Origin of the sequence: Agrobacterium sp. P15N1-A, assembly GCF_044626815.1 — a bacterium.
GTDB classification, from domain to species: Bacteria; Pseudomonadota; Alphaproteobacteria; order Rhizobiales; family Rhizobiaceae; genus Agrobacterium; species Agrobacterium leguminum.
In genome coordinates, this window is sequence record NZ_JBIUPF010000001.1 from 455,243 (window position 1) to 467,888 (window position 12,646).

Here is a 12,646-nt window from a genome sequence, read left to right on the forward strand (position 1 = left end):
TCAGCTCTGAGAGTCAACCTTGCCGGAGGACGTTTCCCCTTCTTCCAGGGCAGGGTTTGTGTCCCAGGGAAGGTTGGCGGCATGCCCGTGGTAAAGATCGCTTTCAAGATACCGCGACAGGGCGAAGCGGACAAGCACGCCGACCGCCGCTGCCGCCGGCACCGCGACGAGAAGCCCGACGAAACCGAAAAGCGCACCGAAGGCGAAAAGGGCGAACATCAGCCAGACCGGATGCAGGCCGACGCTTTTGCCGACAAGCTTCGGCTGCAGGATGTTGCCTTCGATGAACTGGCCGGAGAAGAACACCACAAGCGTCAGGAACACATAGATGTAATCCGGCCAGAACTGCACTATGGCGACGCCGACGGCAAGGATGAGGCCGACCATGGAGCCGATATAGGGAATGAAGCTGATAAGACCTGAGAAAAGGCCGATCAGCAGGCCGAAGTTCAAACCCACCAGCGACAGGCCGACGGCGTAATAAACGCCGAGAATGATGCAGAGCGACCCCTGCCCGCGCACGAAACCGGCAATGGTCTTATCCATGTCGCGGGCGATCTGACGGACGGTATGGACATAATCGCGCGGTATCCAGCTATCGACCTTGTCGATCATCCTGTCCCAGTCGAGCAGCAGATAGAAGGCGACCACGGGCGTGACGACCAGAAGCGACATGACATCGACCAGCGATTTGCCGGAATTCCATATCTGCGTCAAAAGCGTGCCGATGAAACCCGCGCCTTCGGTCAAAAGCTTCGAAAAATTCTCCTTCACGGCGTCGATCTGGCTGCTCACCCAGTCCGGCAGGAGATTGGTGTCGGCGCCGGCAATCAGCTGCTGCAATGACGAGATATATTGCGGGATGCGCGTGATGAATTCCGAGGCCTGGGCGGCGATCAGCGGAATGATGATGATGAGCGACAGCGCAAAGATCAGCACGAAGGAGACGAGGATGACGACGGTGGCCATCAACCGGCTGAGGCCACGCCGTTCCAGCCAGTCGGCGACCGGGTCGAGAAAATAGGCAAGCGCCATGCCCGCCACGAAAGGCAGGAGAATGGAGCTGAAGACCATCAGGAAAAGGACAAAGACGGCAAGCACGCCGATCCAGAAAAAAACCTGCCGGCGCAGGCTCGTACCGCTTACATGGGGTTGCATCCGTTCATCCTTTATCGCCGCACCGTCACCGCCCATGATGGAGATAGGATGCGCATATGCAAATGGTCAAGACCGGCGCTTTCGCGCGTGGGCAGAAGGAGACTGCCCGCACAGCGGTAAAATCCCTCATTTCCGGCCAACCCCTCGCAACGACAGGTTGACCGGCAGCAAATATTAGACAACTATCAAATATTGCCGGGCGGGCCAACGACGCTCCTTCATGTCCGGCGGCCGGGGGGCACGATGCAAAGCACCAGTGAAAATGGCATCGCGGAATATAATGCCGGTCTCTTCGATAATCCCGAAGTCGCCGAATGGTATGACAACCAGCAGCTTTACCCGGCCGAACGCATCATTCTCGACCAGTTCCGCCACGCCTATGCGGGCAAGCGGCTGCTTGACCTCGGCGTCGGCACCGGACGAACGACGAAGCCGCTTCTGCCGCTGGTGGGAGACTATATCGGCATCGACCGCTCGCAGCCGATGCTTGCGCTGGCGCGGCGCAATTTTCCAGCCGCCACGTTTCTCGACATGGATGTGCGGGCGATCGGCCAGTTCGGCGCGGAGCGTTTCGATTGCGTGCTCGGCGCGCTCGCGATTCTAAGCGCCTTCGACCACGAGGACCGGCTTGCCATCATCCATGCCGTGCGAAGCATCCTCGCACCTGGCGGATATTTCATCTTTTCGTTTCACAATCGCCAATGGAAGCGGGCCGGCGGCATGCCGCTGCACCGCCGCTCCTGGCACCCGCGCGAGGTGGTGAATTCGCTGCATCCGCAAAGCTGGATCAACTATCTGCGCCTGCAACCTTCGACACGGCGGACACCGGAATATGCCATTCTCGCGGATCAGGCGCACCGCTGGAGCGGCCTGTTTTATTTCATCGACCTTGCCGCCCAGACCCGCCAGCTGGAAGCGGCGGGCTTCGAGATCGCCGCACGTTATGGTGAGAACGGACGGCCGATAGAGGAAAATTCCGATACATCCAATGACGGCCTGCTCAATCTCGTCTGTCGCGCCGCGCCGCAGCCATCGTGAGCACCCAATCCGACAAGCCCCGCCAAAGCCGTTAAAAACCGGAGCTTTTGCCACTCAAACCCTTGCATCAGGCCCCGTCCCGTGCGAATGGCGACGCCAAAGGAACCAGCGGAGACGAGAGCCATGAGCCAGTCGGGCAAGAACGGTCTTACCTATAGTGATGCGGGTGTGGATATCGACGCCGGCAACCTGATGGTCGAAAAGATCAAACCGGCGGTGCGTTCGACGCGGCGTCCCGGCGCGGATGGCGAAATCGGCGGCTTCGGCGGCCTGTTCGATCTGAAAGCCGCGGGCTTCACCGATCCGGTTCTGGTGGCCGCCAATGACGGCGTCGGCACCAAGCTGAAGATCGCCATCGATGCTGACTATCACGACACCGTCGGTATCGATCTCGTCGCCATGTGCGTCAACGATCTCGTCGTCCAGGGCGCAGAACCGCTGTTCTTCCTCGATTATTTCGCCACCGGCAAGCTGGACCCGGACCAGGGTGCAGCCATCGTTTCCGGCATTGCCGCCGGCTGCCGCGAATCCGGCTGTGCGCTGATCGGCGGCGAAACCGCTGAAATGCCCGGCATGTATTCCGATGGCGATTACGATCTCGCGGGCTTTGCCGTGGGTGCTGCCGAACGCGGCCAGCTTCTGCCGGCCGGCGATATTTCCGAAGGCGACGTCATTCTCGGCCTCTCCTCTTCCGGTGTTCACTCCAACGGCTTTTCGCTGGTGCGCAAGATCGTGTCGATCTCCGGTCTCGACTGGAGCGCGCCTGCCCCCTTCGCGGACGGCAAGAAGCTCGGCGAAGCGCTGCTGACGCCGACCCGCATCTATGTGAAGCCGCTTTTGAAAGCGATCCGCGAGACCGGCGCGCTGAAGGCGCTGGCGCATATTACCGGCGGCGGTTTCCCGGAGAATATTCCGCGCGTTCTGCCCAAGCATCTCGCCGCCGAAATCGATCTCGACGCGATCAAGGTTCCCGCGGTCTTCTCGTGGCTGGCGAAAACCGGCGGCGTTGAAGCGAAGGAAATGCTGCGCACCTTCAATTGCGGCGTCGGCATGATCGTCGTCGTTTCGGCTGAAAATGCCGAAAAGGTCACCGAGGTTCTGACTGCCGAAGGTGAAACCGTCTTCCCGCTCGGCCGCATGGTCGCCCGCGAAGAAGGCGCACATGGCACCATCTACAAGGGCGCTCTCGGCCTATGATGAGCGCCGCCTTCCCGTCCGGCCGCAAACGCGTCGTCGTTTTCATTTCCGGCAGCGGCTCCAACATGGTGTCGCTGGCCAAGGCCTGTCAGGCGGCGGATTTTCCGGCGGAAATCGTCTGCGTCATCTCCGACAAGGCGTCTGCGGGCGGGCTGGAAAAGGCACGGAGCATGGGCATTCCCACGCTGGTCTTCGAACGCAAGACCTATGCCAGCAAGGCCGAGCATGAGGGCGCCATTCTGGCCGCACTTGGTGAAATCGCGCCCGATATCATTTGTCTCGCCGGTTACATGCGGCTGATATCGGGGGATTTCATTGCTCCCTATGAAGGGCGCATCATCAATATCCACCCTTCCCTGCTGCCGCTTTTCCCCGGCCTCAACACCCATCAGCGGGCCATTGACAGCGGCATGAAGATTTCCGGCTGCACCGTGCATTTCGTCACCGAAGGCATGGATGAAGGCCCGACAATCGCGCAGGGTGCGGTGCCGGTCGTTTCCGGCGATACGGCTGAAACTCTGGCGGCGCGGATCCTGACAGTCGAGCATCAGCTCTATCCGCTCACCCTGAAGCGGCTTGCCGAAGGCAAGGTTCGAATGGAAGACGGCAAGGCGGTCTCCACGGATGACGAAAGTAATACTGAGTATTCCAACCTCATCTCCGCCTCCTGATAACGCTATAACTAAAGTACAAAAAGCACCCATAGTGGTATTTTTCGGAAAATAAACCGATCGTTTACCATAATCATCTTTAATGCCCGCAACGGCCCTTATTTCGGGCCCTCCGGTCATTCAGGAGCGATTATGCCATTTTCGAGATTTTCCCTGCCGCTCTCTGTTGTCCTGATGGCGGGCGCCAGTCTGCCCGTCGCGGCTGAGCAAAGCGGCATTACGGCCTCAGTGGATGCCGGCGTTCTCAATCTCCGCGCGACGGAAACCGTCCATATCGGTGGTCGCAAGCTGAGCGAACTCGAATGGGAAACCAAAAACGCCGTGGCATTGCGCGGTTCGCTCGGGCTTGAACTTGCGCCCGGCTGGCGCGTCAAGGCGGAAGGCCGTGTCGGCTTCGAGGGCGACGGCTACATGACCGACTATGACTGGGTTTGGCCTTTTTCCAGAGATAGCTCCAAGGACAATTGGAGCCACCGTTCCCAGCACGACGATACGCGGCTCGACCATTATTTTTCGGGAAACCTCGAGCTCAATCGCATGTTACTGGACGATCCGCAGCAATATCTCAGCGCCGGCGTCGGTTTTCGTTATACGGATGTTCAATGGTCCGCTTATGGCGGCAACGCCGTTTACAGCGTTTTCTCCCCCCGCGATTTCTCCGGCAAATTCAAGGATGGCCTCAAGGGGATCACCTATCGCCAGCAAATCCCGGTTTTCTACGGCAACCTGACGGGCGGCCAGAGGTTCGGCAACTGGTCACTCAATCTGGGCCTCGAAGGCGGCGCCATGGTCTACGGCAAGGCGACCGACGATCACTGGCTGCGCGACATGCGCTTTACCGACAAATTCGACGTCGCCGGCATGTTCGGGGTGAAGGCCGGCGTCGCCTATGACCTGACCGAGAATGCCTCGATCTATCTCGACGGCGCATATGACTATACCAGCCTCGGGCGCGGAGACACCCACTACAGCGGCGCAGGCGCCGGAAACCTGTCATCGGAAAAGAATGCCGGCGGCGGTGACTTGCAGTCGATTTTCGTGGGGATGGGTGTGAAAGGCAGGTTTTGATTCGGCAGTGCCATTCGTGGTAATAAGCCCAGTGACCAAGCCAACTCCTCTCCGATTCTCGTAAAAATATAGGCGAGGCTGAGCTGCAATTATATCATACTTGGAAAGGAGGTCGCCGTGCGTGTTGTGAAGACAATTCATTCCCAAGCCCGGCGAAGTCTCATCGCCAAGATAAGGAAAGAGCGGGCACAACGAAAACAAGCAACCGCGGATCAGGTCACTAAATGGAAAAATGTAGGGCGCAAGTAACCGCGTCCACTACGAAGGCCTTGACCGTCACTTTCCGAGTCCGGCACGATTTAACATCGCCCATTGCAGCAGAATGATCGTCTTGGAATCGGTGATTTCACCCGATGCGATCATCGCGAAGGCTTCATCCAGCCGGTAGGTCAGAACCTCCAGATCCTCGCCTTCGTCCTCCAGTCCGCCGCCGCTGCCGGCCTGCACGTCAAGATCGATGCGGGCGACGAAGAGGCTGACCTTTTCCGTCAGCGTGCCGGGGCTGGCATACATATCGAACAGATAATCGACCTTTTCGACGGCGTAGCCGGATTCTTCCATCGCCTCACGGCGAATGGCGACGGCCGCGTCGTCGTCGTCGAGAAGCCCCGCCGGCACCTCGATCATGAAGCTTTGATCGCCGTTCACGAAGGCGGCGGGGCGGAACTGGCGCACCATCACCACGCTGTCGCGCTTCGGGTCATAAAGGAGAATGGCGGCGGCGCTGCCATGGTCGTGGACTTCCCGGACAATGCGTATGGTTTTGCCATCCGGCATGCGCTGGTCGAAAACGAGCTTCTGCATATGCACGAAGCCCTTCCAGACGGTTTCTTTTTCCACCAGCCGGATTCTGCCCGCATCCGTGTCGGCCGGAATGTTTTTCGCCTGCGTCTGTGTCACCGGATATGTCCTTGCCTGTCGTGGGATTTCAGCCTGCCCGTGTTGCGGCGCAATATCAAGCCTCGCGAGCCCCGTCATCGCGGCGGAGCCACACCTTGTTGTCGTGAAAAGCCGCACCGCCATAGGGCGCGACGACATCGGCGCCGGTCAGCACATTGATGCCTTCGCCATCCAGATGCGCCCTGTTTGGCCACAGCCCTTCGGCGATCAGCACACCCGGTCTTGCACCCTCCACGATTTTCGCATGGAGTCTCACTTCGCCGCGCGCATTGCCGATGCGGACGATGTCGCCATCGGCGATGCCGTTGCCGCTCGCATCCTCGGGACAGATCATCACTTCCGGACGGCCTTCCTTCTGCACGGAGGTCTTGGTTTCCGCGAAGGTGGAGTTCAGGAAGTTGCGTGCTGGCGATGTCGCCAGCCGGAAAGGATGGTCACCGTCCACGGTTTCGATAACGTCGACCTGATCCGGGAATTTCGGAAATTGCGCAACAGGCCCCATCACACCGATATTTTTCGGCGGTTTGTTCGGAGACGGTCCAGTCGCCCATTCGGGGCTGAAGCGGAATTTGCCATCGCCATAACCGAATCCTTCGAGATAATGCGCCACCTCGAAGGACGGTTGTGCATCGATCCACTTCTCTTCAGCCAGCGTGTCGAAATCGCCCCAGCCGCTGACTTTGAGCATACGGTCGACATGATCGCGGGCCGAAAGGCCGAAGCCCGGCATATGGTCGACGCCGAGGCGTTTTGCCAGTTCCTCGATGACGAAGAGATTGGTGCGCACCGTTTCCGGCGGCTCCACCAGTTTGGGCCCAAGCAGAATATGGTTCTGGCCGCCGGCGCGGTAGATGTCGTCATGTTCGAGGAACATGGTCGCAGGCAGCACGATATCGGCCACATCAGCCGTCTCGGTCATGAACTGCTCATGCACGGCGACAAAGAGATCGTCGCGCAGGAAGCCCTGTTTCACCAGCCGCTGTTCGGGCGCGACATTGACGGGATTGGTGTTCTGGATGAGCAGCGCCGTCACCGGGCCGCCGTGGCGCAGCGCCTCCGCGTCCCCCGTCAGCACGCGGCCGATCTGCGACTGGTCGAGCTGGCGCACCTCGGGGTCGGCGTAAGAACTACCCATCAGTTCCGCCTTGTTGAGCCGGAAGATGTCACCATTGTTATGGAACGCGCCGCCGCCCTCATATTGCCAGGAACCGAGAACCGTGGCGATGGAAAGCGCCGCATGCATGGCGACCGCGCCGTTGCGCTGGCGGGCAAAACCATATCCGAGCCGGAAGAAGGTCTTCTTCGTGGTGCCGACAAGCCTTGCGAAATCCTCGATCTCGTCGACGGAAAGGCCGGTGATTTCGGATGCCCATTGCGGCGTCTTGGTCTTCAGATGCGCCTCGAGCCCGGCAGGATCGTCGGCGAAGCGCGCCATATAATCACGGTCGGCGTAACCGTCGCGGAAGGCGATGTGCATGACGGCGCAGGCAAGCGCGGCATCCGTGCCGGGGCGGACGACGAGGCGCATATCCGCCTGCTTCATGGTCGGATTGTCGTAGATATCGACGACGACGATCTTCGCGCCGCGTTCCTTGCGGGCTTTCACCGCATGGGTCATGACATTGACCTGCGTGGCGACCGCATTGGTGCCCCAGATAACCACGACATCGGCCTTGGCGATCTCGCGCGGGTCCGGACCACGCAGCGCGCCGGTGCCCATCACATAACCGGTCCAGGCCATGTTGGTGCAGATCGAACCGAAAAAGCCGGAATATTTTTTGGCGTGGCGCAGCCGCTCAATGGAATCCCGCTGCACCTGTCCCATGGTGCCGGCGTAGAAATACGGCCATATCGCCTCAGCACCATGCCGCGCCTCGGCCTTGACGAAAGCGTCCGCCACCTCGTCCAGAGCCGCTTCCCAGGAGATTTCCTGCCAGTCGCCGGCGCCCTTCGCACCCTTGCGGCGCTTCGGCGTCAGAAGACGGCCGGGATGATAGATGCGTTCGGAGTAACGCGCCACCTTGGCGCAGATCACGCCGGCGGTGTAAGTATTGGCGTTAGCCCCGCGCACGCGGCCGATGCGGCCATCGGCATTGATGTCGACCTCGAGCGCGCAGGCGCTCGGACAGTCATGCGGGCAGACCGTGTGTCCGATACGGACTTCGGACTTCGGGGCGGCTTTTTCAGCGGAAATCGGGGTCGCAACGTTCATGTCTTTTGTATATTGCATCAACGATACGGCAAAAAGGCCGAAGTGACGTCCATCAAGAATATTCATCCTGACCATTCATCCGGATAAACGGCAAGCGAGACACATCCATGAACTACCGCCACATCTATCACGCCGGCAATTTCGCGGATGTCCTCAAACATGCCGTTCTCGCCCGCCTCGTGCGCTACCTGCAGAACAAGGACAAGGCCTTTCGGGTGCTGGACACCCATGCCGGCATCGGGCTTTACGACCTTACCTCGGAAGAAGCGCAGAAGACCGGCGAATGGCAGACCGGCATCGGCAAGCTGACGGAGGCCGATCTGCCCGCCCCCATCGCCGAACTGCTGGAGCCTTATCTTGACGCCGTGAAGGAGCTCAATCCGGAAGGTGGCGTGAAATTCTATCCCGGCTCACCGAAACTCGCGCGCATGCTGTTTCGCCCGCAGGACCGGCTTTCGGCCATGGAACTGCACCCGGATGACAGCCGGGCGCTCGCGCGCCTGTTCGAGGGGGACTACCAGGTGCGTGTCACCGAGCTGGATGGCTGGCTGTCGCTCGGCGCGCATCTGCCGCCGAAGGAAAAGCGCGGCCTGATCCTCGTCGATCCGCCTTTCGAGCTTGAGAATGAATATCAGCGTCTGGCCGATGGCTTGAACAAGGCCTATCGGCGTTTTTCCACCGGCACCTATTGCCTGTGGTATCCCCTGAAGAAAGGCGCTCCGATCAAGGACTTTCACGAGCGGCTGCAATCCTTCGACATTCCGAAGATGCTGTGCGCGGAACTTTCCGTCAGAAGCGACCGGCTGGATGGCCTGAGCGGCTCCGGCCTCATCATCGTCAATCCGCCCTATACGCTGAAGGACGAGTTGCATACGCTGCTGCCCTACCTGAAGACAATGCTGGCGCAGGACAGGTTCGCCTCGCAGCGCGCCTTCTGGCTGCGCGGCGAGGAAAAATCGGAAGATAATTGATGGGGCTATCTCAGCCCTTCCCGCCTCTGCGCCTGCGCAAGCTGTGACCGTTCGAAGAACAGGATCACGAACAGGGCCATGATGAAGGGAATGATGAGGTAGAACAGCCGGAAGACCAGAAGCGCCGCGATGACGTCCGCCGGGTTCATGTCCGGCAGGCCGGTGACGAAGACCAGTTCCAGCACCCCAAGACCGCCCGGCGCATGCGAGATGAGCGCCGCCGAGAAGGAAACCAGAAATATGCCGAGAATGACCATATAACCGGGATTCCCGGCTTCCGGCAGCGCGAAATAGATGATGCCCGCCGCGCCGATCAGCTCTATCGGGCCGATGACGAGTTGCTGCGCAACAAGCTTTGGCGCGGGGTACGGCAGCACGAAGGAACCGATTTTCAGGGGTTTCAGCCTGAGCAGGCTGCCAAGAATATAAAGGCCGACGAAAAGGAGCAGCAGCACGCCTGTGGTGGTGGAGGCTTCGACGGGCAGAATGCCGGTAAACCGTTCGGTGATGTCAGGCTCGTAAAGCAGCACCAGCCCGATCAGCATGATCGTGCCGATGAGGAAGGTGAAGGAGCAGAGGCCGACGAGAACGCCCACTTCCGCCACACTCAGCCCCTTGGACGTATAGGCCCGATATCGCACCACGGCGCCCGAGAATACCGAGGCCCCGACATTGTGGGACAGCGCATAGGTGGTGAAAGAGGTGAGCGTGATGAAGAACCAGTTCACTTTGCGGCCAAGATGTTGCAACGCGATGCGGTCGTAACCGGCGAGCGCGGCATAGGCCAGCAATGTTGCAAGGCCCGAACACAGCCAGTCCCGCACGCGAATGGCTTTCAGACTGTCCCAGAGATCATCGAGCGACAGGCCGCGCAGTTCGTGAAAGAGCAACCATGCGGAAAAACCGATCGTCGCGAAGCCAACGACGGGCCAGATATATTTCTTGAATTTCATGCGGTCATGCCCGCCTATTTCCTCCAGCCTCACCCCAGCCCTGTTCCGTCTTTTGCGGAAGATTCGTTCGACTTTATTCGTTATGCGGCAAAGCTTTCAACCTTTTCATCAAAGATTGGCGGTTTGCCCCGTTCACAAGTTGATGTAAGACCGGATCGTCGCCCGCCGGCGATGTGAGGTCGTCCACTTTCCGGAGAACGTACACGGAATGAAGCGTTATGCCGGTTTCATCGCCCTGGGCCTTCTGTCGCTCGGCGCATTGTGGTTCGCGCGGGAAAATCCGGCTCCGACCGAACCCGCCGGCAACCGGCAGACACAATCCCAATCGCAGACCGCCGGCAATTCCCGGTTGGATGTTCCAGGGCGCGACGTTTCCCGACAGGAGACGGGCAAAAACCCTGCGCCCCGCGGAAACGGGTTCGATTTTTACGTGCTGTCGCTCTCCTGGTCACCGGCGTTCTGCGCCAGCTCCGAAGGCTCGGGCAACCGCCAGCAATGCGGCAGCGACAGGCGTTACGGTTTCGTGGTGCATGGGCTGTGGCCGCAGAACGAAAACGGCTATCCCGAATTCTGCCAAAGCGGCGAGCCCGACCGTGTTTCGGACGGGATCGGCCGCACCATGTTCGACATCATGCCGTCCATGGGCCTGATCGGCCACCAGTGGCGCAAGCACGGCTCCTGCTCCGGCCTTTCGCAGAGGGACTATTTCTCGGCGACGCGGGCCGCATTCGAAGCCATCCGGCTGCCGGGAAAGATCGCCTCCGGCGCCGAAGCCGCCACTCTCTCCGCCGATGCCATAGAAACCGCCTTCACCGATGCCAATCCCGGCCTGTCGAAACGCGGCATCTCCATCAGCTGCGACGGCAGGCGCCTTGAGGAAGTGCGCATCTGCCTCAACAGGGACATGACATTCCGCGACTGCCCCGAGCTTGACCGCAAGGGCTGCCGCGCCAACGCCACGGAAATCATCCCCATTCGCTAGAGCGCATCGAATGTTCCCTGTTGCGCTCTTCTACACATTTTTCAGACATAAAACCGCTATGCAGCTTTATTGACTAATCCAGTCCCCAGACGACAACCCACAGGACACGACCATGGAACTGCTCTACTCGCCCGCCTCCCCCTACTCCGCCAAGGTACGTATGGCCGCGCGCCATCTCGGCATCGACATTACCTCCGTGCGTGTCGATACCAATGCCGAGCCCGCAACGCTGATGGACAACAATCCGCTCGGCAAGATTCCTGTCCTGCTTCTGGATGAAGGCGGCTCGGTCTATGACAGCGTGGCGATCATGCATTATCTCGACCGTCTTTCGGGCGGCAAGCTCTACCCGAAAAAGAACGGCAAGCGCACGGATGTGGAAATTCTCGAAGCGCTGTGCGACGGCATCATGGATTGCCTGCTGGCCATCGTTTACGAGCGCCGTTACCGCCCGGAAGACAAGATCCACCAGCCATGGATCGACAAGCAGTGGAGCAAGGTGGTCCGCGGGCTTGATTATCTCAACACCAACCTGCCGAAAACCGGCAAGAAGCTACATGGCGGCCATTTCGCCCTTGCCGCAATGATCGGTTATCTCGACCTGCGTTTCGCCGGCGAATGGGCCGAAGGGCGCGAGGCGCTGGCCGCCTGGCCGGAAACCTTCGGCAAGCGTTTCGAAGCCTATGCGGAAATGAAAGCCGCCGCCTGAGGCGAATGCAGACGAATGCCTGGCCGGAAGGCCGGGCATTCATCCCGACACTTAAGACCGAAAAACAAAAAAGCCGGGGCGAAAACCCCGGCTTTTCCAATAGCGATCCTTGAGGGATCAGAACTTGACGCCGATACCGGCCTTGACGGAGTGGTCGTCATAACCACGCGAGAAGGCGTCGTTGCCGAGCGTGTAGTCCTTCTTCTGGTAGTCGCTGTAGCGATATTCCAGACGAGCGGTGATGTTGTCGGTAACCATGGCTTCAACACCGGCACCAACCGTGTAACCGAGAGCCGTGGCGCTGTCCTTGTTGACGCCGTCACGAACCTTGTTGTCGGAAACGGCGAGACCAGCCGTACCATAGAGCAGGAACGGGTTCATGTCGTAACCGACGCGGCCACGCAGCGAGCCGTTGACGCCCTGCTTGCCTTCGACGGCGCGACCTGCGACCGTACCGGCGGAACCGCGCTCGTCACCGAGGTTGACGTCTGCTTCCGCACCGTAGACCAGCTGGCCGTTCTGCCAGTTGTAACCGCCGTAGAGACCGCCGCCAGCGCCCTTGGCGTCACGACCGTCGTTGCTGGAGCTGAAACGACCCCAATCGTAGTTGACCGTACCACCGAGGTAGGCGCCGGACCAATCCTTGACCGGCGCGGGCTGGTCGTAGGAAACCGGTGCCTGCGGCACTTCATTTACGGCGTCAGCGGCGTGAGCAGCCGAAAAGCCGGCGGCTGCCATGGTCGAAGCCATAAGGGTTGCTACGAAAATACGCATGCTATTCTCCTTT

The 12,646-nt window shown here is 59.9% G+C and carries 12 protein-coding genes; 7 read left to right on the top strand and 5 right to left on the bottom strand.

From position 1 onward, the window contains the following. Positions 1 to 1,158 (bottom strand): AI-2E family transporter, encoded by a 1,158-nt coding sequence (locus ACIK7D_RS02215; RefSeq protein WP_080818751.1) that lies wholly within the window; start codon positions 1,156 to 1,158, stop codon positions 1 to 3. 243 nt (positions 1,159 to 1,401) lie between these two features. On the opposite strand from ACIK7D_RS02215, the gene ACIK7D_RS02220 reads away from it, so the two are divergent. From ACIK7D_RS02220 to ACIK7D_RS02235, 4 genes are all read left to right on the top strand, one after another. Continuing rightward, positions 1,402 to 2,196, top strand: a complete 795-nt coding sequence (locus ACIK7D_RS02220; RefSeq protein ID WP_020811533.1) for a class I SAM-dependent methyltransferase — start codon at positions 1,402 to 1,404, stop codon at positions 2,194 to 2,196. A gap of 123 nt (positions 2,197 to 2,319) precedes the next feature. Next, positions 2,320 to 3,393: a phosphoribosylformylglycinamidine cyclo-ligase gene (gene purM, locus ACIK7D_RS02225; RefSeq protein ID WP_078054076.1), complete on the top strand. Its 1,074-nt coding sequence runs from the start codon at positions 2,320 to 2,322 to the stop codon at positions 3,391 to 3,393. Continuing rightward, the gene (gene purN / locus ACIK7D_RS02230; protein WP_400155518.1) at positions 3,390 to 4,064 is read left to right on the top strand and encodes a phosphoribosylglycinamide formyltransferase; all 675 of its coding nucleotides are present in this window, start codon (positions 3,390 to 3,392) and stop codon (positions 4,062 to 4,064) included. Before purM ends, purN begins: the two co-directional genes overlap by 4 nt. A 132-nt stretch (positions 4,065 to 4,196) precedes the next feature. Further along, entirely contained in the window at positions 4,197 to 5,132 is a 936-nt protein-coding gene (locus tag ACIK7D_RS02235; RefSeq protein WP_400155519.1) for an omptin family outer membrane protease, read from the top strand. A 276-nt stretch (positions 5,133 to 5,408) separates the two neighbouring features. Here the strand turns inward: ACIK7D_RS02235 and ACIK7D_RS02240 are convergent, their stop codons facing one another. Next, a complete protein-coding gene (locus ACIK7D_RS02240; protein WP_174056612.1) occupies positions 5,409 to 6,032 on the bottom strand; it encodes an NUDIX domain-containing protein in 624 nt (207 codons plus the stop codon). A 55-nt stretch (positions 6,033 to 6,087) separates the two neighbouring features. Next, complete coding sequence (locus ACIK7D_RS02245) at positions 6,088 to 8,310, bottom strand: molybdopterin-dependent oxidoreductase (RefSeq protein WP_400155520.1); 2,223 nt, start codon at positions 8,308 to 8,310, stop codon at positions 6,088 to 6,090. Between the two features lie 41 nt (positions 8,311 to 8,351). On the opposite strand from ACIK7D_RS02245, the gene ACIK7D_RS02250 reads away from it, so the two are divergent. Then, positions 8,352 to 9,215 (top strand): 23S rRNA (adenine(2030)-N(6))-methyltransferase RlmJ, encoded by an 864-nt coding sequence (locus tag ACIK7D_RS02250; RefSeq protein WP_269314568.1) that lies wholly within the window; start codon positions 8,352 to 8,354, stop codon positions 9,213 to 9,215. Positions 9,216 to 9,220: 5 nt separating this feature from the next. Here the strand turns inward: ACIK7D_RS02250 and ACIK7D_RS02255 are convergent, their stop codons facing one another. Next, positions 9,221 to 10,168, bottom strand: coding sequence for a lysylphosphatidylglycerol synthase domain-containing protein (locus tag ACIK7D_RS02255; RefSeq protein ID WP_003520764.1), 948 nt, complete (start codon positions 10,166 to 10,168; stop codon positions 9,221 to 9,223). A 208-nt stretch (positions 10,169 to 10,376) separates the two neighbouring features. Here ACIK7D_RS02255 and ACIK7D_RS02260 point away from each other — a divergent pair, with 208 nt between their 5' ends. After that, entirely contained in the window at positions 10,377 to 11,150 is a 774-nt protein-coding gene (locus tag ACIK7D_RS02260; RefSeq protein WP_400155521.1) for a ribonuclease, read from the top strand. Positions 11,151 to 11,262: 112 nt separating this feature from the next. After that, on the top strand, positions 11,263 to 11,859 hold the full coding sequence (locus tag ACIK7D_RS02265) for a glutathione S-transferase (protein ID WP_400155522.1): 597 nt from the start codon (positions 11,263 to 11,265) through the stop codon (positions 11,857 to 11,859). A 117-nt stretch (positions 11,860 to 11,976) separates the two neighbouring features. On the opposite strand, the gene ACIK7D_RS02270 is transcribed toward ACIK7D_RS02265, so the two are convergent. Next, on the bottom strand, positions 11,977 to 12,633 hold the full coding sequence (locus ACIK7D_RS02270) for an outer membrane protein (RefSeq protein WP_035261664.1): 657 nt from the start codon (positions 12,631 to 12,633) through the stop codon (positions 11,977 to 11,979). Between the last annotated feature and the right edge of the window lie 13 nt (positions 12,634 to 12,646).

Excerpts from the sequence above, each read along its gene's own strand:
- ACIK7D_RS02255 (WP_003520764.1), bottom strand. The coding sequence starts at position 10,168 with ATGAAATTCAAGAAATATATCTGGCCCGTCGTTGGCTTCGCGACGATC.
- ACIK7D_RS02260 (WP_400155521.1), top strand. The coding sequence starts at position 10,377 with ATGAAGCGTTATGCCGGTTTCATCGCCCTGGGCCTTCTGTCGCTCGGC.
- ACIK7D_RS02215 (WP_080818751.1), bottom strand. The coding sequence starts at position 1,158 with ATGCAACCCCATGTAAGCGGTACGAGCCTGCGCCGGCAGGTTTTTTTC.
- ACIK7D_RS02245 (WP_400155520.1), bottom strand. The coding sequence starts at position 8,310 with ATGAATATTCTTGATGGACGTCACTTCGGCCTTTTTGCCGTATCGTTG.
- purM (WP_078054076.1), top strand. The coding sequence starts at position 2,320 with ATGAGCCAGTCGGGCAAGAACGGTCTTACCTATAGTGATGCGGGTGTG.
- ACIK7D_RS02220 (WP_020811533.1), top strand. The coding sequence starts at position 1,402 with ATGCAAAGCACCAGTGAAAATGGCATCGCGGAATATAATGCCGGTCTC.
- ACIK7D_RS02250 (WP_269314568.1), top strand. The coding sequence starts at position 8,352 with ATGAACTACCGCCACATCTATCACGCCGGCAATTTCGCGGATGTCCTC.
- ACIK7D_RS02265 (WP_400155522.1), top strand. The coding sequence starts at position 11,263 with ATGGAACTGCTCTACTCGCCCGCCTCCCCCTACTCCGCCAAGGTACGT.
- ACIK7D_RS02235 (WP_400155519.1), top strand. The coding sequence starts at position 4,197 with ATGCCATTTTCGAGATTTTCCCTGCCGCTCTCTGTTGTCCTGATGGCG.
- purN (WP_400155518.1), top strand. The coding sequence starts at position 3,390 with ATGATGAGCGCCGCCTTCCCGTCCGGCCGCAAACGCGTCGTCGTTTTC.
- ACIK7D_RS02270 (WP_035261664.1), bottom strand. The coding sequence starts at position 12,633 with ATGCGTATTTTCGTAGCAACCCTTATGGCTTCGACCATGGCAGCCGCC.